The sequence below is a fragment of the Streptomyces sp. NPDC005863 genome (genome assembly GCF_042871345.1).
Classification (GTDB): domain Bacteria; phylum Actinomycetota; class Actinomycetes; order Streptomycetales; family Streptomycetaceae; genus Streptomyces.
Genome location: NZ_JBIAII010000004.1, coordinates 585,331 through 611,999, shown reverse-complemented (window position 1 = coordinate 611,999; position 26,669 = coordinate 585,331). Strand labels below are relative to the sequence as shown.

At 71.7% G+C, this 26,669-nt stretch carries 27 protein-coding genes; 10 read left to right on the top strand and 17 right to left on the bottom strand.

The features are described 5' to 3' along the window. Window position 1: 1 nt before the first annotated feature. A complete protein-coding gene (locus tag ACFYO9_RS19065) occupies window positions 2–1,306 on the bottom strand; it encodes an aspartate aminotransferase family protein (RefSeq protein WP_358779072.1) in 1,305 nt (434 codons plus the stop codon). Window positions 1,307–1,626: 320 nt separating this feature from the next. On the opposite strand from ACFYO9_RS19065, the gene ACFYO9_RS19060 reads away from it, so the two are divergent. Further along, entirely contained in the window at window positions 1,627–2,082 is a 456-nt protein-coding gene (locus tag ACFYO9_RS19060; RefSeq protein WP_358779071.1) for an SMI1/KNR4 family protein, read from the top strand. 184 nt (window positions 2,083–2,266) lie between these two features. After that, window positions 2,267–3,934, top strand: a complete 1,668-nt coding sequence (locus ACFYO9_RS19055) for an MFS transporter (RefSeq protein ID WP_358779070.1) — start codon at window positions 2,267–2,269, stop codon at window positions 3,932–3,934. A gap of 252 nt (window positions 3,935–4,186) precedes the next feature. Here ACFYO9_RS19055 and sigJ (ACFYO9_RS19050) read toward each other — a convergent pair whose 3' ends face one another. Further along, window positions 4,187–5,131 (bottom strand): RNA polymerase sigma factor SigJ, encoded by a 945-nt coding sequence (sigJ, locus tag ACFYO9_RS19050; protein ID WP_358779088.1) that lies wholly within the window; start codon window positions 5,129–5,131, stop codon window positions 4,187–4,189. Window positions 5,132–5,520: 389 nt separating this feature from the next. Here sigJ (ACFYO9_RS19050) and ACFYO9_RS19045 point away from each other — a divergent pair, with 389 nt between their 5' ends. From ACFYO9_RS19045 to ACFYO9_RS19035, 3 genes are all read left to right on the top strand, one after another. Further along, window positions 5,521–6,147, top strand: coding sequence for a hemerythrin domain-containing protein (locus ACFYO9_RS19045; RefSeq protein ID WP_358779069.1), 627 nt, complete (start codon window positions 5,521–5,523; stop codon window positions 6,145–6,147). Between the two features lie 358 nt (window positions 6,148–6,505). Continuing rightward, the gene (locus ACFYO9_RS19040; protein WP_358779068.1) at window positions 6,506–7,402 is read left to right on the top strand and encodes an SDR family oxidoreductase; all 897 of its coding nucleotides are present in this window, start codon (window positions 6,506–6,508) and stop codon (window positions 7,400–7,402) included. A gap of 84 nt (window positions 7,403–7,486) precedes the next feature. Beyond that, a complete protein-coding gene (locus ACFYO9_RS19035) occupies window positions 7,487–7,702 on the top strand; it encodes a hypothetical protein (protein WP_358779067.1) in 216 nt (71 codons plus the stop codon). A 7-nt stretch (window positions 7,703–7,709) separates the two neighbouring features. On the opposite strand, the gene ACFYO9_RS19030 is transcribed toward ACFYO9_RS19035, so the two are convergent. Continuing rightward, a complete protein-coding gene (locus tag ACFYO9_RS19030; RefSeq protein ID WP_355820385.1) occupies window positions 7,710–8,888 on the bottom strand; it encodes a PP2C family protein-serine/threonine phosphatase in 1,179 nt (392 codons plus the stop codon). A 267-nt stretch (window positions 8,889–9,155) separates the two neighbouring features. Between ACFYO9_RS19030 and ACFYO9_RS19025 the strand changes: the two genes are divergently transcribed. Both ACFYO9_RS19025 and ACFYO9_RS19020 read left to right on the top strand, forming a co-directional pair. Continuing rightward, the gene (locus tag ACFYO9_RS19025; protein WP_358779066.1) at window positions 9,156–9,431 is read left to right on the top strand and encodes a hypothetical protein; all 276 of its coding nucleotides are present in this window, start codon (window positions 9,156–9,158) and stop codon (window positions 9,429–9,431) included. Window positions 9,432–9,522: 91 nt separating this feature from the next. Then, window positions 9,523–9,894, top strand: coding sequence for a hypothetical protein (locus ACFYO9_RS19020; RefSeq protein ID WP_358779065.1), 372 nt, complete (start codon window positions 9,523–9,525; stop codon window positions 9,892–9,894). Between the two features lie 125 nt (window positions 9,895–10,019). Here ACFYO9_RS19020 and ACFYO9_RS19015 read toward each other — a convergent pair whose 3' ends face one another. The 3 genes from ACFYO9_RS19015 to ACFYO9_RS19005 form a co-directional block, all read right to left on the bottom strand. Continuing rightward, window positions 10,020–10,565, bottom strand: coding sequence for a ferritin-like domain-containing protein (locus ACFYO9_RS19015; protein ID WP_355820391.1), 546 nt, complete (start codon window positions 10,563–10,565; stop codon window positions 10,020–10,022). Between the two features lie 124 nt (window positions 10,566–10,689). Continuing rightward, the gene (locus ACFYO9_RS19010; protein ID WP_358779087.1) at window positions 10,690–11,424 is read right to left on the bottom strand and encodes a triacylglycerol lipase; all 735 of its coding nucleotides are present in this window, start codon (window positions 11,422–11,424) and stop codon (window positions 10,690–10,692) included. 200 nt (window positions 11,425–11,624) lie between these two features. Next, window positions 11,625–12,209, bottom strand: a complete 585-nt coding sequence (locus tag ACFYO9_RS19005) for a hypothetical protein (protein ID WP_358779064.1) — start codon at window positions 12,207–12,209, stop codon at window positions 11,625–11,627. Between the two features lie 310 nt (window positions 12,210–12,519). Here ACFYO9_RS19005 and ACFYO9_RS19000 point away from each other — a divergent pair, with 310 nt between their 5' ends. Further along, window positions 12,520–13,974 carry a multicopper oxidase domain-containing protein gene (locus ACFYO9_RS19000; RefSeq protein ID WP_358779063.1) on the top strand — a complete coding sequence of 485 codons (1,455 nt, stop codon included), beginning with the start codon at window positions 12,520–12,522 and terminating at the stop codon, window positions 13,972–13,974. A gap of 76 nt (window positions 13,975–14,050) precedes the next feature. Here ACFYO9_RS19000 and ACFYO9_RS18995 read toward each other — a convergent pair whose 3' ends face one another. Together ACFYO9_RS18995 and sigJ (ACFYO9_RS18990) are read right to left on the bottom strand one after the other, a co-directional pair. Further along, the gene (locus ACFYO9_RS18995) at window positions 14,051–14,524 is read right to left on the bottom strand and encodes a carboxymuconolactone decarboxylase family protein (protein WP_358779062.1); all 474 of its coding nucleotides are present in this window, start codon (window positions 14,522–14,524) and stop codon (window positions 14,051–14,053) included. A 133-nt stretch (window positions 14,525–14,657) separates the two neighbouring features. Further along, complete coding sequence (gene sigJ / locus ACFYO9_RS18990) at window positions 14,658–15,587, bottom strand: RNA polymerase sigma factor SigJ (protein WP_358779061.1); 930 nt, start codon at window positions 15,585–15,587, stop codon at window positions 14,658–14,660. 186 nt (window positions 15,588–15,773) lie between these two features. Between sigJ (ACFYO9_RS18990) and ACFYO9_RS18985 the strand changes: the two genes are divergently transcribed. Further along, entirely contained in the window at window positions 15,774–16,157 is a 384-nt protein-coding gene (locus ACFYO9_RS18985; RefSeq protein WP_355820400.1) for a nuclear transport factor 2 family protein, read from the top strand. Window positions 16,158–16,246: 89 nt separating this feature from the next. Here ACFYO9_RS18985 and sigJ (ACFYO9_RS18980) read toward each other — a convergent pair whose 3' ends face one another. Beyond that, window positions 16,247–17,179 (bottom strand): RNA polymerase sigma factor SigJ, encoded by a 933-nt coding sequence (gene sigJ, locus ACFYO9_RS18980; protein WP_358779060.1) that lies wholly within the window; start codon window positions 17,177–17,179, stop codon window positions 16,247–16,249. Window positions 17,180–17,738: 559 nt separating this feature from the next. Between sigJ (ACFYO9_RS18980) and wrbA the strand changes: the two genes are divergently transcribed. Then, window positions 17,739–18,350, top strand: a complete 612-nt coding sequence (gene wrbA, locus ACFYO9_RS18975) for an NAD(P)H:quinone oxidoreductase (protein ID WP_388666422.1) — start codon at window positions 17,739–17,741, stop codon at window positions 18,348–18,350. 91 nt (window positions 18,351–18,441) lie between these two features. Here wrbA and ACFYO9_RS18970 read toward each other — a convergent pair whose 3' ends face one another. The 8 genes from ACFYO9_RS18970 to ACFYO9_RS18935 all read right to left on the bottom strand — a co-directional run bounded on the left by ACFYO9_RS18970 (window position 18,442) and on the right by ACFYO9_RS18935 (window position 26,585). Continuing rightward, the gene (locus ACFYO9_RS18970; protein ID WP_388666419.1) at window positions 18,442–18,948 is read right to left on the bottom strand and encodes a PhzA/PhzB family protein; all 507 of its coding nucleotides are present in this window, start codon (window positions 18,946–18,948) and stop codon (window positions 18,442–18,444) included. A 29-nt stretch (window positions 18,949–18,977) separates the two neighbouring features. Next, a complete protein-coding gene (gene phzG / locus ACFYO9_RS18965; RefSeq protein ID WP_358779396.1) occupies window positions 18,978–19,670 on the bottom strand; it encodes a phenazine biosynthesis FMN-dependent oxidase PhzG in 693 nt (230 codons plus the stop codon). A gap of 108 nt (window positions 19,671–19,778) precedes the next feature. Then, window positions 19,779–21,734: an anthranilate synthase family protein gene (locus tag ACFYO9_RS18960; protein WP_358779397.1), complete on the bottom strand. Its 1,956-nt coding sequence runs from the start codon at window positions 21,732–21,734 to the stop codon at window positions 19,779–19,781. Next, on the bottom strand, window positions 21,731–22,354 hold the full coding sequence (locus tag ACFYO9_RS18955; RefSeq protein ID WP_355820548.1) for an isochorismatase family protein: 624 nt from the start codon (window positions 22,352–22,354) through the stop codon (window positions 21,731–21,733). Before ACFYO9_RS18955 ends, ACFYO9_RS18960 begins: the two co-directional genes overlap by 4 nt. A 97-nt stretch (window positions 22,355–22,451) precedes the next feature. After that, entirely contained in the window at window positions 22,452–23,627 is a 1,176-nt protein-coding gene (locus ACFYO9_RS18950) for a 3-deoxy-7-phosphoheptulonate synthase (RefSeq protein WP_359334217.1), read from the bottom strand. A 35-nt stretch (window positions 23,628–23,662) separates the two neighbouring features. Beyond that, window positions 23,663–24,151 carry a PhzA/PhzB family protein gene (locus tag ACFYO9_RS18945; RefSeq protein WP_355820463.1) on the bottom strand — a complete coding sequence of 163 codons (489 nt, stop codon included), beginning with the start codon at window positions 24,149–24,151 and terminating at the stop codon, window positions 23,663–23,665. A gap of 351 nt (window positions 24,152–24,502) precedes the next feature. Next, window positions 24,503–25,426, bottom strand: coding sequence for an aromatic prenyltransferase (locus tag ACFYO9_RS18940; RefSeq protein WP_358779228.1), 924 nt, complete (start codon window positions 25,424–25,426; stop codon window positions 24,503–24,505). An 85-nt stretch (window positions 25,427–25,511) separates the two neighbouring features. Continuing rightward, window positions 25,512–26,585, bottom strand: coding sequence for a methyltransferase (locus tag ACFYO9_RS18935; RefSeq protein WP_358779229.1), 1,074 nt, complete (start codon window positions 26,583–26,585; stop codon window positions 25,512–25,514). Window positions 26,586–26,669: the final 84 nt, after the last annotated feature.

The window sequence follows — 26,669 nt, the reverse complement described above, 5'->3', positions numbered from 1 at the left end:
TTCAGAGGGTGGCGCAGGCCTCGCCCAGTGCCTGGTCCAGGATCTCCAGGCCGAGCGCCAGCTCCCCCTCGCCGGCCGTCAGCGGCGGCGCGATGCGGAACACCCCGCCCATGCCCGGCAGTTGGACGATGTTCATGTGCAGGCCCAGCTCCAGACAGCGCCGGGTGACCCGGGCGCCCAGCGCGTCCGCACCCTGCCGCTCCTGGCGGCCGGTGACCAGTTCCAGGCCCATCAGCAGACCGCGGCCGCGGATGTCGCCGACGACCCGGTGGCGGCCGGCGAGCTCCTCCAGGCCCGCGCGCAGCAGCGCGCCCAGCTGCCGCGCGCGGACGTCGAGCTCCTCCTCGGCCAGCACATCCAGGACCGTGGCGCCGACCGCGGCCACCAGCGGGTCGGCGACATGCGTGGTGTAGAACAAAAATCCCCGCGCGTGCGCCTCCTGCTCGATCTCGGCGCTTGTGACCACCGCGGCCAGCGGCAGCCCCGCGCCGAGCGTCTTGGACAGCGTGAGGATGTCCGGGACGACGCCGTCGCGCTGGAAGGCGTACCAGGTGCCGGTGCGGCACAGCCCGGTCTGCGCCTCGTCGAGGATCAGCAGCATGCCGCGTTCCCGGCACTTGGCGCGCAGGGCGGCGAAGTAGCCCGGCGGCGGCTCGATGACGCCGCCCGAGCTGAGGATCGGCTCGACCAGGCACGCGGCCAGACTGCCGGTCGACTGCGCGTCGATCAGGTCGAAGGCGGCATCCAGCTGACGGCGCCAGCCCGTCGCCCGGCCGGCGGGGGCGGCCCCGGGCCGGCGGGCTGCGGGCACCGGGATGGCGAAGTTGCCGGGCGCGCCCGGACCGTAGCCCTTGCGGCCCGCGCTGTAGGTGGCCGATGCGGCCCCCTGGGTCATGCCGTGCCAGGAGCGGGCGAAGGAGACCACCTCGTACCGGCCGGTGACGAGCCTGGCCATCCGCAGCGCCGCCTCGTTGGACTCCGCGCCGGTGCTCAGCAGCAGCGTCCGCTCCAGCGGCGCGGGCAGCGTCGCGGCCAGCCGCCGGGCCAGGTCGATGACCGGGCGGCTGAGCATGCCGCTGTAGAGGTGGTCCAGGGCGGCCACCTGGCGCCGTACGGTGGCGACGATCCGCGGATGGCAGTGGCCCAGGACCGCGCTCATCTGGCCGGAGGTGAAGTCCAGGATCCGGCGGCCGCCCTCGGTGAACACGAAGCTCCCGGCGGCGCGGGCGATGACCTCGGGGGTGAACTCGACGCCGTAGCGCACCAGATGACGCTCGGCGTCGGCCCAGAAGGCACCGGTACGCAAGGCATCGGCACCGCAAGGGCCGGGATGGGAGGGGTCGGGGTGGGAGGCGGCTACGGGCGGGGCGGATTGTCAACTGCCATATACGGGACGGTAGTTCGCGCCGCGATGCCGCGTCCATCGGGTCTTCGTGGCGTGCTGTGCGGCTCAGCCGTACACCACGGGCCCAGCCGGCGGGCCCGCCGGCCACCGCGACACCCCCGCCGCAGCCGCAGTCACCGTGACCGGTGCGGCCGGCGTGAAGTGGCAGCGATCGGTCAGCGATCCGGGCGACAGCTGGCGGTCTTGGGTGCTGCGGATGTTCACCGGAACGGGAGTCACCCTTGGCTAAGCTCGCCGTCATGTGGAGACAGGCAGTGCAGGAAGTCTTTCCTGGTGCAGGACTTCGGGAGCCGGTCGAGGCGTCCGAGATCGTCGAGGCCGAGAGGCGGCTGGGGCGAGCTCTGCCGACGGACCTCGAGCAGCTGCTGCTGGAGAGCGACGGGGTGCTCGGCCACTCTCACGTGGACACCGTCTGGACCATCGATCAGATCGTCGAGCACAACCTCCGCTTCTGGTCCGACGAAGCCTTCGCCCAGCTCTACATGTCTTTCGATGCCCTCATGTTCTTCGGCGACAACGGGGGCGGCGATCAGTTCGCCTTCGTGCAGAAGCCACAGCGCCCGGACGTGTTCGTCTGGGAACACGAGAGCGACAGCCGCAGGTGGGTGGCCAACAACCTGCGCGACTACCTGGGCCGCTCGCTGCGCGCCGGCGAAGACGACTGGTATCAGCCGTAACCGAAACAGGACCCCCTCGCGCCGAGGGCCAACTCCCTGCGGATGACGCGCACTTCGGCGTGGCCCGACGGCGGTTGTGGTGCGCGTCTCACTGGTGGCCCGTATGTCACATCCCGCGCGCGTCCGGCCTCTTGGTTGCACCGCCACACGCTGTGAGCGGCCTGGAGGCCCACGGGGAGAGACCATGACTCACGTACGGCAGACAAATCCATGGGCGGTTCTGAGCGTCCTGTGCCTGGGGTTCGTGATGACCCTGGTGGACCTGACGATCGTGAACATCGCCATCCCGGACATGACCGACGACCTGGGCGCCTCGCTGGACCAGGTGCTGTGGGTCGTCAACGCCTACACCCTCGTACTGGCCACCCTGATCATCACCGCCGGCCGGCTGGGCGACATCCGCGGCAAGGGCAACCTGTTCCTGTCGGGGGTGGCGCTGTTCACCCTCTCCAGCCTGGCCTGCGGCCTCGCGCAGGATCCCGCCCAGCTCATCGCGTTCCGCGCGGTGCAGGGCGTGGGCGCGGCGATGCTGATGCCGCAGACCCTCTCGATCATCACCGACGTGTTCCCGCCCGAGAAGCGCGGCGCCGCCTACGGCGTCTGGGGCGCGGTCGCCGGTGTCTCCGGCGCGATCGGCCCGACCGCGGGCGGCCTGCTGGTCACCCACCTGGACTGGCGGTGGGTGTTCTTCGTCAACATCCCCATCGGCGCTCTGGTGCTGGTGTTCGGCGCGCGGGTCATGCCCGAGCACGTCAGGGTCGTCAAGCACCGCTACGACCTGCCGGGCGTGCTGCTCGCCTCGGCCGCCCTGTTCTGCCTGGCCTTCGGCCTGACCGAGGGCGAACGCTACGACTGGAACAGCTGGATCCGGACACTGATCGGCGCCTCCGCCGCCCTGGTGGGCGTCTTCCTGCTCCACGAGCGCGGCCGGCAGGACGACGAACCCCTGCTGCCGTTCTCACTGTTCAGGGACCGCAACTTCTCCCTGGTCAACCTCGTCGGCATCACGGTCTCCTTCGGCGTGCTCGGCATCCTGCTGCCCACCACCATCTACCTGCAGTCGGTGCTCGGCTTCAGCGCCCTGAAGAGCGGTCTGGTGCTGGTGCCGCTGGCGCTGGGTTCGCTGATCACCGCGGGGCCGGCCGGCATCCTCTCGCAGAAGTTCGGCGGCAAGTACATCCTGACCGCCGGACTGTCGATGTTCGGCATCGGCATCACCTGGATCCTGCTGAGCGCCGAGACCGACAGCAGCTGGACCACGTTCGCCGGGCCGCTGTTCGTCGCCGGCCTGGGCGCCGGCTGCACCTTCGCCCCGATGGGCTCGGAGGTCATGCGCAACGTCCCGCCGCACCTGACCGGCGCCGCATCCGGCGTCAACAACGCGCTGCGCCAGGTCGGTTCGGTGATGGCCGGCGCCGTCATCGGCGCGGTCCTGCAGGCCCGCCTGGTCTCCTCGCTGCGTGAGGAGGCCGCCACCAGCGCCGCCCAGCTGCCCGCCCCCTACCGCAAGAGCTTCACCTCCGCCTTCGACAGCGGCGCCAGGACCGTCGGCGTGGGCACCGAACAGGGCGGCGGCTCCCCGCCCTCCCACCTGCCCGGCGAGGTGGCCCGCACCTTCGAGGAACTGGCCGGCAAGGTCTTCTCCCACGGCTTCGTGGACGCGCTCCGGCCCACCATGCTGGTGCCCGCCCTGACGATGTTCGCCGGCGCCGCCCTGTGCCTGGCCCTCAAGGGCGGACCCACCCCCTCCGGCCTGGGCCACGACGCGCCCGCGGGCCCCGAGACCACCACCCCGGAAAAGAACACCGTCGCCGGCCGACCCGGCGCGAGGCCGCCGCGTTCGGGGCGCTGATGAACACCCGCGGATGCTCGCCACGAGGGGGGTGATGGCCCAGATCACCAGCGCGACGGCGGGCCCGCCGCCGAGGCTGCCCGGCATGAGCGGCCCCGCGGCGGGCCCCTACCCGGAGCGGGCGAGGAGAGCGCGTCCAGGGTGCAGGCCGGGATACGACGGTGGCGGTGGCCGCGGTCGCGGCCGGACCGGCCGGAAACCCCAGCCCCCCCCCGACCAGCCCCCGCCCGGCCCGCGCTGAGAGGCCCGCTCTCACTCCTCCTCGTCCGGGCCCGACCGGATCCGCGCCAGCTTGTCGGGGTTGGTGACGGCGTAGATGCCGCGCACCTGATCGCCGCCGGGCGTGAGGTCCATGACGATGACGGCGTAGGGCGACTCCCCGGAGAAGACCACCGCCGAGGCATCACCGTTGACGTGCCGGTAGTGCACGTCGATGTCCTTGGGGGCCCGCTCCGCGTACCCGGCGAGCATCCGGCACACCTTGTCGCGGCCGCTGACCGGCCGCAGGCCCGCGGTGCGCACCTTGCCGCCGCCGTCGGTCCACATGGTGACCTCCGGGGCCAGCATCTGCATCAGCGCGTCGAGGTCACCGCCCAGCGCCGCGGCCACGAAGCGTTCGGCGACCTCCTGCCGGACCTGCGGAGTGGTCTCGTAACGGGGACGGCGCGCCTGGACGTGGGCGCGGGCCCGGTGGGCGAGCTGGCGCACCGCCGAGGGACTGCGCTCCAGGATGCCCGCGATCTCGGTGTGCGCGTAGCCGAACACCTCGTGCAGCACGAACACCGCCCGCTCCAGCGGGGTCAGCGTCTCCAGGACCACCATCATGGCCATCGACACCGACTCGGTGCGCAGGGCCTGCTCGGCGACGTCCGGGGTGCCCTCCTGGCCCGCCTTGGTGATCAGCGGCTCGGGCAGCCACGGGCCCACGTACGTCTCGCGCCTGCGGGTGATGGCGTCCTTGCGGGCCAGCGCGTGGTTGACGGCGATCCGCACCAGGTAGGCGCGCGGGTTCTCGATCTCCTGGCGCGGCGAGCGGCTCTTCCTGCCCGACCAGGACAGCCAGGTCTCCTGCAGGACGTCCTCGGTGTCGGCGACGGAGCCGAGCAGGTTGTAGACGAGGGAGAAGAGCAGTTCCCGGTGGCCGACGAAGACCTCGGTGGAGGCCTCGACGACATCGGCGGCGGCGCGTTCGGGCATGCGCCCCGCCTCCCCGGCCCGTCGTTCCTGCGTGACGTCCTCGCCGGTGAGGTCTTCGCCGACGAGTTCCCGCCTGGTGAGGTCTTCGCCGGTGAAGTCCTCTTCCGCACTGTCGGACATGGTGCACCTCCCGTGTGACGCGCTCGCCCGTGAGAGGCCGTGGCCGGCCCGGAGTGTGACATCAGCCCGGCGGGATGTGCTTCAGCTCACAGAATCGGGGGCCGATGTCACACCCGTCCAGGCCGGCCCCCTCTCGTTCGCGAGGGCATCCCGGGCCGCGGGATGCGCGGGCAGGGCCCCGGGAGATCCCAACCCCGCCTCCGCGGCCGCGAGTTGTCTGATTCTGTCGACCGGCGGGGGCCGGTCGCCAACGAAAGGAACGGCACACCATGGCAGTCGCACAGCAGGCCCCGATCGACTTCGCCGTCATGTACGCGACGCACGATGCGTTCCGGCGTGACCTCGAAAGGCTCGCGGCCGCCGTGGCCTCCGGGCGGGCCGGCACCCCTCAGGTCCGGGCCGGCTGGGAGAACTTCAAGCGCCAGCTGCACGTCCACCACACGGTGGAGGACGCCGTGCTGTGGCCGCGGATCGCCGGGCAGGTGAGCGAGCGGCCCGATGACCAGAGGCTGCTGGCCGAGATGGAGGCCGAGCACGCGCAGCTGGACTCCGCCCTCGCCGCCGTCGACGCGGGCCTCTCGAGCCGCTCCGCCGACCTCGGCGAGCGGGTGGGCCGCCTGGCGCAGTCGCTGGGTTCGCACATGCGCCACGAGGAGGACGCGGCGCTGCCGCTCATCCAGGACGTGCTCACCCACAAGGACTGGGACGCCTTCCGCAGCGCCATGGCCAAGAAGCAGGGACCCAAGGGCGCGGCCATCTACATCCCCTGGGTCATGGACGGCCGGGACGTCACCGAGCGCAAGCGGTTCCTGGACTGCATGCCCGCCCCGGTGAAGGTCCTCAACAAGCTGTTCTGGGAGCCGAGTTACCAAAAACGCGGGCTCTTCTCCGCCTGAGCCTGGGCGGCGCCTGGGCGGCGCGTGCCGGTCAGCGTCCCTTGCGCGAGTTCATGTACCAGGCGACGGCGACGGCCAGGACGACGAGGACGATGAGGATCTTCATGCCTCTTCAGCTCCCCCCGATTGCCCCGGATATGCCTGGCGGTCTCACAGGGTGGGTGCGTTTTGTCCCTGGGGGGCCCGGGCACCCGAGGGCCGCGAGCGGCGGGTGCGCCGTACCGGGCGGGCTCGGGTGGTGCGGGGCACCGGTCTTGCGGAAGGTGGGGAGAGGCGCCCGGCCCCGGCGGGGCCGGCGCCGGCCCGCACCCACCGCCCGCGCGAGCACGTACCCCCGTACCAGGGAAGGCGAGAGCAGATGAAGGACACCCCCGGCACGCAGGGCCCGCAGGACCCCACCACCAGGGGGCCGCGGCCGGACTTTCCCCAGCAGGAGCAGGAGCCGCCGGGCTGGACCGGCCCCATGGACCCGCCGCCCGACCACGGCGAGGAGTCCTACCGCGGTTCGGGGCTGCTGCGCGAGAAGGCCGCGCTGATCACCGGCGGCGACTCCGGGATCGGGCGGGCCGTGGCCATCGCCCTGGCCCGGGAGGGCGCGGACGTCGTCTTCACCCATCTGCCGTCCGAGGCCCAGGAGGCGCGGGAGACCGCCCGCTGGGTCGAGGACGCCGGACGCCGGGCCCTCGCGGTGGCCTGCGACCTCCGCGAGGAGGAACAGTGCCGCGCGCTCGTGGAGCGTACGGTGGCCGAGTTCGGGCAGATCGACGTGCTGGTCAACAACGCCGCGTACCAGATGTCGCAGCCCAAGGGCATCACCGACATCTCCACCGAGCAGTTCGACCGGGTGATGCGCACCAACCTGTACGGCATGTTCTGGCTGTGCAAGATGGCGGTGCCGCACATCCCGCGGGGCGGGTCGATCATCAACACCACGTCGGTGCAGGCCTACAAGCCCAGTCCGCACCTGCTGGACTACGCCATGACCAAGGGCGCCATCGTGACCTTCACCCAGGGGCTCGCGCAGATGCTGGTGGAGGACGGGATCCGGGTCAACGCGGTGGCGCCGGGGCCAGTGTGGACGCCGCTGATCCCCGCGACGCTGCCGGACACCGCCGACTTCGGCAAGCAGGCGCCGATGGGGCGGCCCGCGCAGCCCGCGGAGATGGCACCGTCCTACGTCTTCCTCGCCTCCCAGCACGCCAGTTTCATCACGGCCGAGATCGTGAACGCCACGGGCGGCACGCCGCTGCCCTGACCCCCCCCACCCCATCCCCCACCCTCACATCCCTCACATCCCCCGTTCCCGTATCAACTTCAGCCCACGGAAAGGGACATCACCATGCAGGACAGCCACCGCGACAGCTCCCGCCCGCACACCCCCGCCCAGAGCGCGGCCGACGAGGTGCTCCAGGAGGTGGAGGAGGCCGAGGAGCGGCCCGTGCCCGACGAGGAGCGCGAGCGGGCCAGGGACGGCGAGGCCGGCGACACCCTCACCCCCAGCCCCGGCGCCCAGGAGGACATCCACCACGACGACGGGGACAGCGGCAGCCGGTAGCGGCGGGTCACCGGCTGGGCGGCTGCCACTCGATCATGAGGATGGTGGCGTCGTCGCGCAGCCGGTCGGTCTGCGCGTCGAGGACGGAGTGGATGAGCCGGCGCAGCGCCTCCGCGGCGACCTCGCCGGCGCTGGAGGCGCGGATGACGGAGTCGACGAACCGTTCGAGCCCGAACTCCGTGCCGTCGGCCAGCCGTGCCTCGGTCATGCCGTCGGTGTAGAGCAGGACGCGGTCGCCCGGTTCCAGGGCGATCTCGTGCATCTGGCGCTCGCCGTCGCGGAAGTCGGCGGGAAAGCCCATGGGCGGGTCGGGTTCGCGTTCCAGGGCGCCCTCGACGAGCCGGCCGTCGCGGATCAGCAGGGGCGGCGGGTGCCCGCAGTTGCTCCAGCGCAGCTCCCCGCTGACGAGGTCGAGGCGGGTGAGGACACCGGTGCAGAACTGGTCCGGCAGCCACTGCCCCAGCGCCGTGTCCACGGCCGCCATGAGTTCGGGCAGGTCCTGGCCGGTGCGCCGGCCGTTGCGGCAGGCGGCCAGGGCGACCGCCGTGGTCAGGCCGGAGAGCAGGTTGTGGCCCATCGCGTCGACGATGGTGGCGTGCAGGTCCGTCCGGGTGAGGCAGTGGTCGAAGGCGTCGCCGCCGATCTCGTAGGCCGGTTCCAGGACGGCGGTGGAGACCACGTGGGCGTTGCCGATGGTGCGCGGCGGCAGGAAGGCGCGCAGCATCTCCGCGGGCAGTTGCATGGGTTGGGAGCGGGTGCGCTGGACGAGGTTGTCCTTGTAGGCGCGCTTGGAGGTGATCATCATCGCGAGCAGGGAGGCCAGGGCCCGGCCGCGGCGCAGCAGGGGGCCGTCCAGGAAGGGGGCGTGGACGGCGACCACGCCCAGGCGCTCGGCGCCGTCCAGCAGGGGGAGCCAGGCGGTCATGCCGCCGGTGGCGGACTCCTCCACGCGCAGCGCCAGGGTGCGGTAGGCCCAGCCGGCCAGGGAGGCGTCCACGTCGATCGCCGGGGCGTCCTCGCTCAGCGGGACCAACCGGCGCTGCTGGAGGTCGGCGAGGTAGACCACCGCCTGGGGCACGCCCAGGGACGCCGTGCACCGCGCGACCGCGGTGGCCAGGTCCAGTACGGCGTTGTCGGGGTCCGCGAGGAACTCCTCGAGGCCGCCGGGCGGGTCCGCTCTCGACACGTCTTCTCCCTTGTGCGGCGGGCGGCGTGACAGGAGCAGTCTCACACCGGGCCGCCGGGTCCGCGCGGGCGCCGCGGGGCCGGCCAGGGGGGTGGGTGGCGGTGGTGGCCGGCCCGTTCACGTGTCGCCGATTAGGCGCGGGTGGTCCACGGTGATCAGTACGAGTTGTCCTGCCCTGCGCGGGTACCTGCACCCCAGCCCCGGTACGGGCGTCCGGGCGGCAAGGGCCGGGCGTCTTCGGTAGCCAAGGGCCGAGAGGAGACATCGATGAGTGAGCAGGTACCGGCCTCCCCCGGCGCGGACGGCAGCACGCCGGTCCCCCGGGATCCGCCCGACCAGCAGGCCGACGGCGGCCAGGACCCCTGGGAGGTGCAGGAGGGCGACCAGAGCGAGCAAGGTGCGCAGGGCAAGGAGCGCGGCGCGGGCGGCGCGGGCGGTGACGTGCCCGAGACCGACGAGGCGGGCACCGGCCGGCGCGGGCAGGAGGACGCGGACGGGGACGGGGCGCCGAAGGAGCAGACGCCGCAGGAGCCCTCCGGGTGAGTGCGGCCCCCTTGGTGAGTGCGGCCCGTACTTCGGCCGCGGGGCCGGGGCGGTCGACGGCCCGGTACGAACACGATGGAAAGGAACGACGGTGAGCGGTGCGGGAGATCCCTCGGCGCAGGTCACGGTGGAACTGAGCGGTGCGGCGGACGACGCCGGGAGCGTCTTTTCGGTCCTGGGGGCGGCGTTCGCCTCGGACCGCACGGACGGTGCGGCCCCGCACTCCACGTCGTCCGGCGGGCCCACGGTGTGGAGCGGCGTCTTCGACACCGCCCGCCCGGCGGGCGACGCACCGGAGCAGACGCCCTCGCTGGAGGGCCCGGTGACCGCGTCGGTGCAGGGCGGCTATGTGGCGGTCGACCAGATCGTCACGGTGCTCTCGGCGGCCTTCGCCGTCAGCGAGGAGGGCTCCGCGTCGGGCGACCAGGAAAAGGATGTGACCCTGCGGCTGCGCGGCCGCTGAGCGCCGTGCGGCGCGGCCCTTGGGGCCGTGCCGCCTGGGTACGTGCCGCCTGGGTGCGTGCCGCCTGGGTGCGTGCCGCGGGCCCGGCCGGCTGGTTTTGGCCGGGCCCGCGGCGTGCCCGGGGCTCAGCCCTGGCGGTCGGCGGGGATGCGTTCGAGCAGGCCGCGCAGGTCGTCGGCGTGCTCCTCCTCCTGGGCCAGGAGTTCCTCGAAGACGCGGCGGGTGGTGGGGTCGCCCTCCCCCAGCCACTGGGCGATCTCGGTGTAGGCGGCCACGGCGACGCGTTCGGCGACCAGGTCCTCCTTGATCATGTCGATCAGGTCGGTGCCGGCGGTGTACTCCGCGTGGGAGCGCGAGGTGAGGGTGTCGGGGTTGAAGTCGGGCTCGCCGCCCAGCTGCACGATGCGCTGCGCCAGCTTGTCGGCGTGCTCCTGCTCCTCCCGGGCGTGCTCCAGGAACTCCGCGGCCACCGGCTCGGAGTAGAGGCCGGAGGCGGTGTAGTAGTGCCGCTTGTAGCGCAGCGTGCAGACGATCTCCGTGGCGAGGGCCTCGTTGAGCACGATGAGGACGCGCTCCAGGTCCGCTCCGTAGGCCTCTGTCACCGGGCCCTTCTCGATCTGCCGGCGGGCCCGCTCGCGGATGGTCTTGATGTCGGTCAGGAACTCGGCCATGACAACTGCTCTCTGATCGGGTGAACGGCACAGCGGGCGGACCGTCCGGCGCCCCGCTGACCTTGAACGTACCCGTTTCTCCCCATTCATCCCCCCCTGGGTGGGGTGGTGGCGGGCGGCGGGGTCAGGGGCTGTTCAAGAAGGCCTGTACGCCGCGGGAGACGCCGTCGTCGCCGAGCAGGTCGTTGTGGGCCAGGCAGCCGGCCGGGTGGTTGGCCGCCCCGGCCAGCTGGACGCTGGAGTCGGGGTTGATGACCTCGTCGCAGTTCGACCACCACGTCGCGTACGCGAGGGGGCCGGGTGTCTCATCGCCCTGGGCGAGCCGGCCGGTGACGTAGGAGCCCGGGGTCATGTCCCGGCAGGCCTGCGACCACAGGGCGCAGGCCCAGGCGGTGGAGGTGCCGTGGTTGGGGCCGGCCAGCGAGGCCCAGTGGGCGACCGTGGCGGTGCCGCCGCCGTACTTCACATACCAGCGGGTGACGAGGCTGCCGAAGGAGTGGGCGACCAGGTCCACTCGGTCGGCGCCGGTGGCGGCGCGCACCTGCTCGACGTAGGCGGCCAGTTGGCCGGAGAGTTCCTCGTTGACCGAGCGGCTGGTGTCGTAGCCCCAGGCGAAGAGGTCCTCGGGCGGGTAGCCGGCGGCGGTGAGGTCCTCGCGCAGGGAGCCCCACACGCCGGGGTCGGCGTTGTAGCCGTGCACGAACACCACGGGGCGGTGCGGCGCGGCAGGTGCGGGGCCCTGCGCGCGGGCGGTGGGCGCCGCCAGGGCGGCGAGCAGACACAGCAGGCCCAGCAGGCGCAGCAGGCGCAGCAGGCGCAGCAGGCGCAGCAGGGTGAGCGGGCGGGCCGGGCGGACCATCGGCACGGAGGGCTCCTTCGGCGGGCGCGGCAGGGGGGGCTCGGCGGGGCGGGCGCGGCAGAGGGGGCCGGCCGCGGGGCGGGGCGAGGGTGATTGTGGGGGCGGGCGGCGCAGATGAGAAGGGCCGGGCCCCGGTGGGTCAGGCGGATCCGAACGCGCCCGGGCTGCCGACGTACGACGTGAAGCCGGGCCCCGGTGGGTCAGGCGGGTCCGTTCAGCGCGGTGCCGCAGCGGGCGCAGTAGCGGGCGTCGCGGTCGGCGGCCGGGCGGGCGCAGGCGGGGCACAGCCGCGGCAGCAGGCAGGCCGGCTCCCCGGCGGCGGTGGGGTCTGCGGGCGGGCGGCGGCGGTGGGCGGTGGTGTAGGTGAGGCCGCCGGCCCCGGCGTGCAGGGCGCGCGGGGTGTGGGCGGGCAGCCAGGCCAGGGCGCCCGGGGCGAGGGCCAGGACGGTGGCGGGCAGGCGCAGTTCGCCGCTGCCGGCCAGCACGGTGAGCAGGACGCCGAAGCCGTTCTCGGTGTGTTCCTCCAGGCCCGCGCCGGGGGCCAGGCGTACGACGGCGGCGTCCAGGTCGCGGTCCCGGCCGCCCAGGGACCACACGAGGCTGATCGGTGCGGGCCGCTCGGCCAGGCTCTGGTGCGGGTCGACGAAGACGGGGGCGGCGAGGGCCGGTTCACCCGTGGACGCCGGTTCGCCCGTGGACGCCTGCTGATCCGTGGACGCCGGTTCACTCGTGGACGCCTGCTGATCCGTGGACGCCGGTTCACTCATGGACGGCGGTTCACTCATGGGCAAGGACTCCCTCAGCGGGTGCGGGCGGTGCGGGTGGCACCGGCAGTGTGCGCCGCGGGGGCCGCCCGCGGCGAGGCAGGCTCCGGCTTCCGGGCACCTGGGCGCCGGGCGCGCGGCAGGAGCGCGGCGTCGGCGCGCGGAGTGGACCCGAGTGAGCCTCTAGCCGCCCCTGGTGGACTGCGAACTGGCACCGCAGGGCTGTGCGCTGCCGTGTTGCCGCCGCGTGTGCGGGGCCGCGGCCACCGGCCGGGTGCCGTTTTACATCCACGTACATACACGTACATACACGTACATAGGAGGGCACACCATGGTCACCCGACGCCGTCTGCTCGGCACCGGACTCGCCGCCGCGGGCGTAGGGCTCACCGGGGCGTCATTTACTCCCCTGCTCGCCGTGGACCGCGCCAAGGCCAGCCCGGCCAAGGCCGCCAAGGCGGCCAATCCGCCGCTGTTCGCCGTGCCCCTGCCCAAGATGCCGGTGCTCAGACCCACCTTCAGGACCGCGACGGCCGACCATTACGACGTCACCATGCGCCCGGCCCGCCGGGAGATCCTGCCGGGCATCCAGACCGACCTGCTGACCTTCGACGGGAACTTCCCCGGCGCGACCATCAAGGCCCGCACCGGCCGCCCGGTGATCGTGCGTCAGCGCAACAAGCTGGCCGTGCCCACCTCGGTCCACCTGCACGGCGCTTCGGTGACCCAGGCCAATGACGGCGACCCGATGGACACCCTCGCCCCCGGCGGCGAGCGGCTGTACACCTATCCCAACAAGCAGTCGCATGCCTCGCTCTGGTATCACGATCACGCCCACCACGTGGAGTCGGAGAACGTCTACCGCGGGCTGCACGGCAGCTATCTGCTGACCGATTCCCTCGAGGAGAGCCTGCCGCTGCCCAAGGGCGAGTACGACGTGGTCCTCGCGATACGTGACGCGCACTTCGATGCGGCCGGGCAGCTGATGTATGTGATGGACGACCAGGAGCGCACCACGCTGCTGGTCAACGGCGCCCCTTACCCCTACTTCCAGGTCGCCGCCCGCAAGTACCGGCTGCGTTTTGCGAACATGTCCAACCAGCGCTTCTACAGTCTGCGGCTGGCCGACGGCAGCGACATCGTCCAGGTGGGCTCGGACGGCGGCCTGCTGGAGCGCCCGCACACCACGAGCTCCTTCCTGCTCTCCCCCGGTGAGCGCGTCGATGCCGTGGTGGACTTCTCGCGTTACGCGGTGGGCGAGAAGGTGGTGCTGGAGAACACCCTGATCTTCGCCGGCACCCCCGAGCAGGTCGGCCAGGTGATGCGCTTCGACGTGGTGCGCACCGCCCCCGACCCCAGTTCCGTGCCCGAGGTGCTGCGCACCCTGCCCGCGCTGCCCGCGCCGACCAACGAGCGCACCATCACCATGCAGATGGACGAGGGCGCCGCGCATCCCAAGGGGTACATGGACGGCAAGAGCTACGACCCCGCCCGGGTGGACTCCAGCATCCGCTTCGGGGCCAGTGAGATCTGGACGGTCACCAACACCAACACCCGGGTGCCGCACAACTTCCACATGCACCTGGTGCAGTTCCGGGTCCTTGAGCGGGCCGGGAAGCCGCCGGCTCCCGGCGAGGCGGGCCTGAAGGACACCGTGATCGTCGCGGCGGGCGAGACGGTCAAGCTCCAGGCCACCTTCGACAGTTACCGGGGCACCTACCTCTACCACTGCCACATGCTCGACCACTCGGCCATGGGCATGATGGCCACCATGAAGATCAGCTGACACCCCCTTCTTCCATCTCGCCGGGGCCCCGGACAGACCGGGCCCCGGCGGGCGGGGAGGGGTGCTGCTGCAGGTGCTAGCCGAACTGGCCCACCCGGTAGTCGCCGGCGGGCTGGCGGACCAGGACGTTGACGCGGTTGAAGGCGTTGATGACGGCGATCAGCGCCACCAGCGCGGCGAGCTGGTCCTCGTCGTAGTGCTTGGCGGCGTTCGCCCAGGCCTCGTCGCTGACACCGCCGGCCGCGTCCGCGATACGGGTGCCCTGCTCGGCCAGTTCGAGCGCGGCGCGCTCGGCGTCGGTGAAGACCGTGGCCTCCCGCCAGGCGGCGACCAGGTGCAGGCGGGTGACGCTCTCCCCGGCGTGCGTGGCCTCCTTGGTGTGCATGTCCGTGCAGAAGCCGCAGCCGTTGATCTGGCTGGCGCGCAGGCGCACCAGTTCCTGTGTCGCGGCCGGCAGCGTGGTGTTCGCGCTCACCTGGCCCGCCGCCGCCAAGTGCTTGAGGAACTTGGCCGAGACCGGGTTGTCGAAGAGGTTCATGCGCGCGTCCATGTCGTGCTCCTTCGCCGTGCTTGGTGCCTACACAGCTTGGACGAAATGGCTGGCCGCGATGTGACACCACCCCCGCCGGCCTGCACCGATCCCGCCACCCCGCGCGGTTGCGGGCCGGTGTGCGGGGCGGGGTTCAGGCGGTCGTCCAGGGGCGCAGCTTCTCGGGGTTGCGCACCGCCCACAGGTGTTTGATGCGCTCGCCTGCGAAGTCGAAGGCGAGGACGGAGACGGTCACGCCGTCCTGCTGGACGACCAGGCCCGGCTCGCCGTTGACGGTGCGCTCCAGGATGCTCAGGTCGGGCGCCCGGCCGGTGATGGTGACCAGGTAGCGGGCGATCTGCTCGCTGCCGCCGGTGGGCGGTGCGGCGTTGACCAGTCCGCCGCCGTCGGCCAGTCCGGTGGCGTCGGGGTCCAGGAGGCTGATGAGGGCGCCGATGTCCTTGGCCTCCCAGGCCTGCTTGAAGCTGCGGACGATGCCGGCGCGCTGGGCGGTGCCGGTGGCGGGGGCCTGCTGGGCGGTGCGGATGCGGCGGCGGGCGGAGGAGGCCAGCTGGCGGCAGGCGGCCGGGGTGCGGCCGACGCTTTCGGCGACCTCGGCGAAGGAGTAGCGAAAGACGTCGTGGAGGATGAACGCGACCCGCTCGGCCGGCGTCATGGACTCCAGGACGACGAGGAAGGCCATGTTGACCGACTCGTCCAGAGTGATGCGGTCGGCCGGATCGGCCGTCGTGGAAGGCCCGCTGATCCATTCGGAGTGGTCGGGCAGCGGCTCGGGGATCCACTCCCCCACATAGCGCTCACGCCGGGCCCGGGCGGAGCCCAGCAGGTCCAGGCAGATGCGGCTGGCGACGGTGGTCAGCCAGCCGCCCGGGGAGGCGATGGCCTCGCGCTGGGAGCGGGACATGGCATACCAGCGGGCGTAGGCCTCCTGCACGACGTCCTCGGCGTCGGCCAGGGATCCCAGGAAGCGGTAGGCGAGGTTGATGAGCTGGCGCCGCTCGCTCAGGACCGTGCTCAGGCCCGCCTCGAGCTGGTCGTCGTCCGGACCGGTCTGCGTCCTCATCGCTCGCGTACTCCCTCTGCTCCCTTGGCCGAAACTGCTGTCCTGGATACGACGAGACAGCCCCGCCGAATGTGAGGTCGCCCCTGGCCTTCGCCGGGGTGGCGGGTGCGGTGCGGGGGTGGGGGGTGCGTCCGCTTCTGTCGGGATTCCAGCGCCCTCCTAGGCCCGGCCCATAGTCATGGGGGCATGAGCAAACACAAAGCGACCGTGGAGCGGTACCGCGAGGGGGTCCTCAGCGGCGACCACGAGCAGGTCCTGGCCCTGGTCAGCGACGACGTGGTGTGGGAGAGCCTGGGCCAGACCCGGGTGCAGGGCAAGGAGGCCCTGCGGGCCATCGTGCAGAACAAGGACGGTGCCGCCGCGCAGGGCGTCGTGCAGCGGCCGACGATCACCGTCGACCGGCTGATCGAGGAGGGCGACACGGTGGTCGCCACCGGCCGCGCCGCGCTCGCCCTGCCCGACGGCAAGAAGGCGGAGTTCCTCTTCTGCGACGTGTTCACCTTCGCCGGGGAGGCGATCAGCCACCTGGAGAGCTACAAGGTGCCGCTCGGCGCACCGCCCCGCGGCTGAACGGCCGTACCCCATCCCGCGCGGCCCGGCGTGCGCTTTCTGCGGGCCGGGCCGCGCGATGGCCGAAACGCTGCGGGCCCCGGGAGGGGTCAGCCGGTCGTCCAGGGGCGCAGCTTCTCGGGGTTGCGCACGGCCCAGATGTGCGTGATGCGCTCGCCCGCCACGTCGAAGGCCAGGACGGAGACGGTGACGCCGTCCTGCTGGGCGACCAGGCCGGGCTGGCCGTTGACGGTGCGCTCCAGGATCGTCAGGTCGGGGGCCTTGCCGGCGACGTCGGCGAAGACGCGGGCGATCTGCTCGCCGCCGGTGACCGGGCGCAGCTGGGCGCTGACCAGGCCGCCGCCGTCGGCGATGGTCGTGGCGTCGGGGTCGAGCAGGCCGATGAGGGCGTCGATGTCCTTGGCCTGCCAGGCCTGCTTGAAGTCGCGGACCACGTCGGCGCGGCGCGCCGTGGCGGGTACGGGGGCCTGCTGGGCGTCGTGGATGCGGCGGCGGGCGGAGGAGGCCAGCTGGCGGCTGGCGGCCGGGCTGCGGCCGACGATCTCGGCGATCTCGGCGAAGGAGTAGTGGAAGACGTCGTGGAGGATGAACGCGACCCGCTCGGCCGGGGTCATGGAGTCCAGGACGACGAGGAAGGCCATGTTGACCGACTCGTCCAGGGTGATGCGGTCGGCCGGATCGGCCGTCGTCAAGGGCCCGCTCGTCCACTCCATGCGGTCGGGCAGCGGCTCGGGGATCCACTCCCCCACATAGCGCTCGCGCCGGGCCCGGGCCGAGCCCAGCAGGTCCAGGCAGACACGGCTGGCGACCCGGGTCAGCCAGCCGCCCGGGGAGGCGACGGCATCCCGGCGCTCCTGGGACATGGCATACCAGCGGGTGTAGGTCTCCTGCACGACGTCCTCGGCGTCGGCCAGTGATCCCAGGAACCGGTACGCGAGGTTGATGAGCTGGCGCCGCTCGCTCAGGACGGCGCGCAGACCGGGTTCGAGCCGGCTCTCCTCCGGCTCGGGATGCATGCTCATGGTGTCGCCAACTCCCTTGGCCGCGCCCCGACTTCACCAGTTCGACGAGACATCGCACTGAAGGTGGCGCTCGTCACCTCACATTACAACGGCCTGTGTCGTCGGTAGAGGTGGAGATCGAATTCGGATCCGGGCCTCCCTCCCCCGGTCGCCCGGAATCCGCACATCGGCTCTCCCTGCCCCGGCTTCGCCCGGCGAAGCCATTCCTCACCGTCAGGAGAATCGCCGTGTACGTGACGTCGATCCGCGGATCACCAGCCCGTATGCCGCGCCCGCACCGGGCGGTGGCCGGGCGCGGCTGAGCCGGCCCACCAGGGCGGGCTTCTGCGGCCGACACGGGCCGTACGGGCTCCAGTTCGCAGGGGTGCCGGCAGGGCCGAACCGGGCCGGCGGCACCCCGCGGACCGGACCGGACGCCGCCTTCGCGGCCTCCTGGTTTTCCCCTTGCCTTCACCGGCTTGTCTTCACTTGTCCCCACCGGGATCGGGCCCTTGTGCGCGAGCGGCCGTATCCCGTGACACCACCCGATAGAACACGCAAAAAGAAAAGGGAATCTGCTGTGGAATCTGTGAACGTTGCCATCATCTATTACAGCGCGACCGGCACCGTGCACACGCTGGCCAAGGCGGTGGCCGAGGGCGCGGAGAAGGCAGGCGCGCAGGTACGGCTGCGCACCGTCGCCGAAACCGCCCCGAAGGCCGCGATCGAGGCCAACCCGGCCTGGGCAGCCCACCGTGAGGCCACCACCGACATCGCCGAAGCCAGCCATGACGATCTCGCCTGGGCCGATGCGGTCCTGTTCGGCACACCCAGCCGGTTCGGGAACCCCGCAAGCCAGCTGCGGGCCTTCATCGACACCACCGGACCCCTGTGGTTCGCCGGGAAGATCGCCGGGAAGGTGTTCTCCGCGTTCACCGCCAGCAACACCGCCCACGGCGGCCAGGAATCCACCATCCTGGCCCTGTCCAACACCTTCTACCACTGGGGCGGCATCATCGTGCCCCCCGGCTACACCGACCCCGTCCAGTTCCAGTCCGGCAACCCCTACGGCACCTCCCACGTCGCCGGCGACGGCGCCCCCGGCGAAATCGCCCTCCAAGCAGCCCGCCACCAAGCCCGCCGCGTCGTGGACACCACCGCCGCCCTCAAAACCGGCCGCGCCACCCTCTGAACACACACCGAGAGGTGCCTTCCCCCCTCTCGTCAACGCTGAAGGGCCGCCCGGCAGTTCGCCGGGCGGCCCTTCAGCGTTGAGACGGGATTCAGGAGGGGATCCAGTCGCGGTTGATGTGGGGGGTGTCGATGCTCAGGGCGCGCATGTGCTCGATGGGGTTGGTGTATTCGCGGCTGGCGGCGATCTGTCCGTCGTGGAGGGTGAAGCCGTGGATGAAGTGGTTGCGGTAGCGGCCCTCGGCATAGCCGGGGAAGCGGATGGTGCCTTCGCCGTCGCACTCGACCCAGATGGTGGCGGGGTCCTGGGTCTCGTAGAGGTGCACGTCGAACCATTGCCAGTCGGGCAGGACCTTCAGGGACAGCTCCCCGTGCCGCTTCAGCTTCTCCCGGCCCTGCACGATGATGGGGCGGCCGATATCGGTGTTGAACAGGGCGGCGGTGCCGTCGTCGGTGTAGAGGGTGTAGCGGCGCAGGCGGGCCTCGGGGCCGATCTCCATGTACTGCTCGACGGCACGGCGGTTGCGGGCGCGCAGGTCCAGGTGGCTGGTGAACACCGGGCCGGTGGCGGCGAGTTGGTCGGGTATGGGGGAGGTCATGGTGTGGGTCTCCGAACGGGTGGGGGGTTTCAGGGCTGCAGGCGGGTGACGGTCCAGCCCCGGTCCTGGTCCTGGTTCTGGTCCTGGTTCTGGTTCTGGTTCTGGCTGGTGCGGTCGTAGCGCAGGCGTTCGTGGAGGCGGTCGGTGCCGTTCGCCCAGAACTCCACACTGTCCGGTTCCAGGCGGTAGCCGACGAACGCCTCGGGGCAGGGCAGCGGGCGGGCCGGCTCGCCCAGCGCCAGCGCACGCTCACGGATCTCCTCGAGGTGGTCGAGGTCGCGCAGCGGCTCGCTCTGCAGGGAGACCGTCGACATGGGGTGGGTGAACACCGCGCGGGCCGCCCAGAGTTGTTCGGCCTCGGCGCGCGGGAGCTGGACGACGGGGCCGGCCAGGGTGACCTGCTGGCTGGTCTCGCGCCAGTACAGGACGCCCGAGGCGTGGGGGTTGGCGGCCAGGTCGCGGCCCTTTTGGCTGCCGGCGTGGGTGATGAACACCAGCCCGGTGTCGGTGATCTGGTTGACCGCCAGGATGCGGGAGGAGGGCCGGCCCTGGGCGTCGGCGGTGGCCAGAGCCAGCGCGCGGGGCTCACGCACCCCCAGCTCGGTGGCCGCCTTCAGCCAGGACGACAACAGCCCCAACGGCTCCGCGGGCGGCGTGCGGAACTCGGGGAAGGCCACCTCCACAGAGCCCGTCAGGGTTTCGGAGCGCCGTACATCAGACATGGGTCAATCCTTCGGCGAGTGCGGCCACAGGGCGGCGGCTTGGGGGCAGGGGAAGGGCCGGGCCGGCGCTCGGGGGAGGGCGCCGGCCCGGCGGTCTTGGGGGGTGGGTCAGGCGGGGTCGGGGGTGCGGGCGGGGGCCAGGAGGTGGGCCAGGGTGGTGCCCACGATGCGCGGGCCCTGCCGGGTGAGGACGGATTCGGGGTGGAACTGCAGGGAGGCGAAGCCCGCGCCGCGCAGGGCGTGCACCTCCCCCGTCGCCGCGTCCCGGCTGACCTGGACGGGGGTCTTGCCGCTCACGCCGGGCACGCCGCGGGGGGTGAATTCCTCCTCCTGGCTCAGCAGCGCGAAGGTGTTGTAGTAGCCGACGTGTTCGGCGGCGCCGAAGAGGTCGATCTGCTTTTGCACGCCCTGGTTGGGCACGCTCCTGCGGCGCAGGGGCAGGCCGAGCTGCAGGCCAAGGACCTGGTGGCTGAGGCAGACGGCGAGGAAGGGCCGCTGTTCGCGCAGCAGGGTGGCGACCGCGGTGTGCAGGTGGCGCATCTTGGGGTGGGCCACCTCCTGGGGGTCTCCCGGGCCGGGTCCCATGACGATGAGGTCGTGGCCCTCGAAGGCGTAGTTCTGGTCGTAGCGGCGCACGGTGACTTCCAGGCCCAAGGAGCGCAGCTGCTGGTCGATCATCGAGGTGAAGGTGTCCTCGGCGTCGACGACCAGGACCTTGCGGCCGGCCAGTTCGGGCCGGGCGGCGGTGCGGGCGCGGGTGTCGGAGAGCCAGAAGCCGGCGATGGAGTCGTTGCGTCCTTCCAGGGCGCGGCGCACGCTGGGGTGGTCGGCGAAGCGTTCGGTGGTGTCGCCGCCCAGGGCGGCGACGAGTCCGGCGGCCTTGGCGCGGGTCTCGGCGGCCTCGGACGCGGGGTCGGAGTGGCGCACGATGGTGGCGCCGACGCCGATGGCCAGGCTTCCCTGGTGGCTGATGTCGGCGGTGCGGATGAGGATCGCGGAGTCCATGGCGCGCTCGCCGTGTTCGTCGCGGCCGATGAGGGCGGCGGCGCCGCTGTAGTAGCCGCGGCCGCCGGGTTCGTACTGGTGGATGATGCGGCAGGCGCTCTCCAGCGGGCTGCCGGTGACGGTGGGGGCGAACATCGTCTCGCGCAGGATGTCGCGCACGTCGCGGTCGGTGCGGCCCTCGATGAAGTACTCGGTGTGGGCCAGGCGGGCCATTTCCTTGAGGTAGGGGCCCACCACGCGGCCGCCGCCCTCGCAGATGCGGGCCATCATCTTGAGTTCTTCGTCCAGGACCATGTACAGCTCGTCGGTCTCCTTGCGGTCGTCGAGGAAGGCGAGGACACCTTCCAGGGTGGAGCCGGCGGGCGGGTAGCGGTAGGTGCCGCTGATGGGGTTCATCACGGCGGTGCCGTGGTGGAGGCTGACGTGGCGTTCGGGGGACGCGCCGACCAGGATGCGGCTGCCGGTGTGGATGAGGAAGGTCCAGTGGGCGCCGCTCTCGCGTTCCAGGAGGCGGCGGAAGAGGGCGGGGGCGCTGGCGGGGCCGTAGTCGGTGATGTCGGCGACGAAGGTGCGCTTGATGACGAAGTTGGCGCCCTCTCCGGTGCCGATCATCTCCTTGGCGATGCGGCGCACGATGTCCTCGTAGGCGCCGTCGTCGACGTCGAAGCCGCCGCCGGCCAGCGGGGTGGGGACGTCCGCGATGCGGGCCAGGGCCTGGCGCAGCGGCAGTTGCTGCTGGCCGGTGATGGTCATGGCGACCAGCGGGGTGCCGTCGTCGGCGCAGGCGAAGCCGCGTTCGGACAGCTGCCGGTAGGGCATGACGACCAGTACTTCGTGGTGGGCGCCGGTGCCGGGTGCGGGGGCGGGGGGCAGCGGGATGTCGGCCAGGGTGGCCGGCAGGGTCACCGAGCCGGTCACCACCTCCACCGTGTCGGGGCCCGTCGCGCCGGGGCGGTGCAGCAGCGCGAAGGCCTCGGCGCGGCCGGTGAGCGCCTGTTCCAGGAGGTCGGCGGCGGCCGGAGGGCCGGGGGTGGCGGGGGTGGGTGGTGTCGGTGTCATGTGAACAGCCCCTTGACGGTGGTGACCCGGGCGCACCGCTCGGCGGCGTAGGTGAGGGCCGAGCGGTGGTAGTCGTGGGTGAAGTCGGCCGTGGCGTCGGCGACGAAGAACGGCTGGATGTCGTGGGTGAAGGCGTCGACGGCGGTGGCCAGGACGCCGACGTGGGCGTAGACGCCGCACAGGATGAGCTGGTCGCGTCCGGCGGCGCGCATGCGCTCCAGCAGGTCGGTCTTGAAGAAGGCGCTGTAGCGCCACTTGGTGAGCAGCCAGTCCTGGGGGGCGGGGGTCAGGGCGTCGACGACCTGGCGGTCCTGGGGGGCGGGGCGCATGCCCGGGCCCCAGAAGTCCTTGAGCAGGCCGCGCTGTTCCTCGCTCATGCCGCCGGGCTGGGCGGTGTAGGCGACCGGGATGCCCGCCGCGGCGCACTTCTCGCGCAGGGCGGCGGCGTTGGCGGTCAGTTCCTGGCGCAGGCTCTCGGGGAAGGGCGCCAGGAAGTAGCGCTGCATGTCGTGGATGAGGAGGACCGCCCGCTCGGTGTCGGCGGTCCAGGACACGGCGGCCTGGGGCAGGTCGCCCTCGGCGGGCAGGGGGTAGGCGCTGATGGGGGGTATGCCGGTCATGGTGGCAGTCCTCGGTCGTGGGGCGGGTGCTGCTGACATACGGGCCAGGCGTACGGGTTGGGCGTACGGGGCCGGGCGTACGGGCCGGGCGTACGGTTCAGGCGGGCCAGGCGTTGACGGCGGTGAGGGCCTGGGCGGGGTTGAGGCGGGGGTCGCAGCAGGAGGTGTAGCGCTCGCCGACGCGTTCCAGGTCGGCTTCGGTGCTGGCGCATTCGGTGACGTCGTCGGGGGTGGTCTCCAGGTGCAGGCCGCCCGCGGTGCCGCCGCCGGCGCGCACCGCCTCGACGAACGCGGTGATCTCGCCGGCGACGGTGTCGACCATGCGGGTCTTGTAGCCGCCGGGCGCGGTGACGGTGTTGCCGTGCACCGGGTCGCTCAGCCAGATCGCCGGGTGCCCGGCCTCGCGTACGGCTTCCACCAGGCGGGGCAGGCGTGCGCTGACGTTGCCGGCGCCCATGCGGGCGATCAGGGTCAGGCGGCCCGGGTCGCGCCAGGGGTCAAGGCGCTCGCACAGCGCGAGGAGGTCGGCCGGTTCCATGGTGGGGCCGACCTTGCAGGCCACCGGGTTGCTGACCTCTGCCAGCAGCGCGACGTGGGCGCCCTCGACCTGGCGGGTGCGCTCACCGATCCAGGGCCAGTGGGTCGAGCCCAGGAACATGCGGCCCTTGTCGTCCATGCGCAGCATCGGCGTCTCGTAGTCCAGCAGCAGCGCCTCGTGGCTCGTCCAGACCAGGGGTTCGACGACGTCGCGGCCGGCGGCGCGGTCGCGCCAGCCGAGGTGTTCGATGATGTCGCCGGCGGCCATGTAGCCGGTGAGGATGCGCAAGGGGTCGGGGCGGCGGCTCTCGGCGTCGGGTTCGGGGCCGTTGACCATGTGGCCGCGGAAGACGGGCAGTTCGACGCCGTCGATGATTTCGGTGGGCTTGGAGCGGGGTTTGGCGAACTGGCCCGCGATGCGTCCCACTCTCAGGACGGGCTTGCCCGTGATCAGGCCGAGCGAGCCGGCCAGCAGGTCGAGCAGGGCGGCCTTGCGGGCCACCTGGCGGGGCGTGCACTCCTGGGGATCCTCCGCGCAGTCGCCGGACTGCAGCACCATCGCCTCACCCGCGGCGACCTTGCCGAGCAGGGTGCGCAGGGTGGCCAGGTCATCGCCCTGGACCAGCGGGGGGCGGGCGGCCAGCGCCTCCGCGACCCGGTTCAGCTGGGAAATATCGCTCCAGTCGGGTTGCTGAAGTGCCCCGCGGATACGAATCTCCCGTATAACGTCTTCCATGACGTAACTCCGATCCAGCGGTAATCGAGTGGTTCTCAGGTGGGAATGCCGGTGCGCTTGATCTCCGGCACCGGAATGCCGAGCGCCCGCAGCTGCTGGAACGGGTTCATGAACTCGCGATTGCGCTTGATCTTCCCGTTGTCCAGTTCGAAGGAATGCAGGAAGTGGTTCTCGTAGTAGCCCTCGGGGTAGTCGCCGAAGCGGATCTTGCCGCGTCCGTCGCATTCCACCCAGATGTGGTTCGGGTCCTGCGTCTCGAAGATCTGGATGTTGTACCACTCCCAGTCGGGGAAGCAGCCGAGCGACCACACGGCGTGCTCGGCGAGCCGGTCGCGGCCCACGGTCTCCACCGGGGACCCGGTGTCGGTGGTCCACAGGCCGCCGCGGCCGTCCTCGGTGAACAGCTCGTGGCGGCGCAGCCGGTCCTGGCCCCGGGTGTGCATGTACTGCTCGACGGTGGCGCGGTTGGCGGCGCGCAGTCCGGCGGCGTCGGCAAAGCCCTGATCCTGGACGGAATCAGACATGGGTGTCCCCTCTTCGAATAGTGAGCCGAATGCGGGAATCGGCGCTTTTCGGCGCGGATTCCGTGGTGATCCGTTGTGATCCTGCCTGATTCACCGGAGCAAAATCAACACCGTTATGACGTTACACTCCTGAACATGGTGTAATGTTCAACTTTAATGAGGGCATGGTGTGGCACGCGCCGGTGGAAACAAAAAGAAGGCCCCTGGGAAGGTGTTGAATATGCCGCCGGAATGAGTCCGGGGCGGATTTCGGAAGGCGGGTGGAACAAAGAAAAGGCCTGAGCCCCGACCGGGATCCGGTCCGGGCTCAGGCGGGGGTGGCGCCAAGGGCGCGCAGGGGTGCGGCGTGTGTCAGATGCGGCCGTTGTGGACGGCGCTGATCACCTTGCGCATGAGCGGGGAGAGCTGGTGGTAGGGGCCCAGGTTGAGGTACCTGCCGCCGCTCTCCCACTTGACGGCCGCGATCACGATGGGATCGCCCTCATAGGCGCGCGGGGCCTCGCGCACGAACCGCTCCACCTGCCCGGTGATGGCCACCGGCAGCGCCGCGGGGTCGAAGCCGCGGGCCGGCGGCGGGGCGTAGCAGATCCGTCCGACGCCGGGTGAGTCCCAGCCGAGGGTGGTGTAGATGCGAAAGGAGCGCCCGGCGAAGGCCAGCATCTGCTCGTCGGGCTCGGGCAGGGCCAGGGCGCGGTGCAGGGCGCGGATGTTGTGCGGTGCCAGGCAGGCCGCGGAGAGCTGGGTGAAGTACAGGTTGACCGTGCGGCGCCGGTAGTCGATCCCGGTCATCGCGACGTGGCTCAGGCCGTGCCGTTCGAACAGGGCGGCGTGGCCGGCCAGGGCGGGCGGCATGCCGGGCAGTTCGGCGAGCCCGGCGACGGGCTGCACGTCCTGCGGGAAGTGCGCGTAGATCTTGCTGAATCCGCCCAGGACGCCGCCGTCGATGAGGTACTCGGCGATGGCGCACCGCTCCTGCAGGGCGGCCAGCAGGCCGCCGACGGGGTGGTCGGTGGCCTGGAGGAAGCCGTGGGCCAGGGCGGTGGCGTAGGGGTCGCCGCTGTCGGGCGGCACGGTGACGGTGTAGTCGAGGTCGGCCGGGGCGTGCTCGGTGCTGGAGACGCTGTAGACGACCCCGGCCTGCTCCAGCCCCTGGTCGTAGGCGGCCAGGACCGGGCGGACCTTGTCCGGCGCGCAGGCGACGCCGGCGAGCCGGGCCGCCTCCTCGATGGCCGCGTACACCCGGTCGATGCCGGTCGGTGCCGTGCGTGTGGACATGTGTCCTCCATGTGCCGGTCGGCGCTTGTTCGCAGCAGACAGCGGCGGCCCCCCAGGGGGGCCGCGCGGTGCCCGGCTCAGCGGGTCACGCGACCTTCGTCGCGCACAGGATGGCCTGGACGGGGATGACGTCGTCAGGGACCTCGGCGGGGTCCTTGGTGATGGCCTTGGTGACCTTGAAGCCGCACTCCTCCAGCCACCGCTGGTAGGTCGACATCTTCTGCGGGCCGCCCTGGCCCATGGTGCAGCCGATGAAGAAGGCCGGGAAGAAGTCGACGTTGTAGTTGTCGGCGTCGCGGATGTCCTCGGGGTAGACCGGCACCATGATGTGGACCTGGCCGCCGATCTCCAGGGAGCGGTGGACGCCCTTAAGGATCGTGAAGACGTCGTCCTTGTCGAACATGTCCAAAAAGTGCTTGATCAGGACGGTGTCGAAGCCCTGGGGGATCTCGTCGAAGACGTTGCCGCCGATGAAGGAGCAGTGCTCGGCCACGCCGTGCTCGGCGAAGTTGGCCAGACAGGCGCTCTCCTTCTCCGGCAGGTCGAAGGTGGTCACCTTCAGCCCCTCGGAGGCCTTGTGCCGGTAGGTGTGGATCGCGCCGAGCCCGGTGTTGCCGGCCACGTCCAGGACCCGGGCGCCGGCGGGGACGTCGATGTTGGAGAAGAACCAGGGGTCGATGTTGGCGGTGACGTTGTTCATCAGCGTCAGCCAGGCGTCGTTGAGGTCGCTGTGGTCGGCGACGGCGTCGTAGAGGGTGCCGCTCTGCGTGCCGTACAGCTCCTTGAGGCCCACGATGGTGCCGGTGCGGGCGCTGTCGGTGAGGTAGAAGAGCTGCCGCAGCGCCACCACCTTGATCATGTTCATGTAGGTGAGGGCGCGCTTGAGGTCGCTCTCGCTGACCTCGGCGAGCGCGTCCAGGCTGTAGCCGCCGGTGGTCTCGTCCTGGGCGACGAAGCCCTCCTTGAGCAGGAGGAACAGCAGCTGCTCCACGGCGTCGGGCTTGGCGCCGACGGCCTGGCCGAGCTCGGCGGCGCTCATCCCGGGCCGCTCGCGCAGCCGGTCGATGATGCCGAGCTCGAAGACCGACAGCAGGCTCATGAACCGCGAGGGGCCGACCATGTATTCGCGAAAGCGCCCGAGAGTGGCTTCAGTTGACATGTGCGCTGTTCCCTTTCGACGGGTGTGAGGTGCGGTGCGCAGGGGTGCTGCGGTGCGTGCGGGACCCAGAGCCTTGCGGGGCGT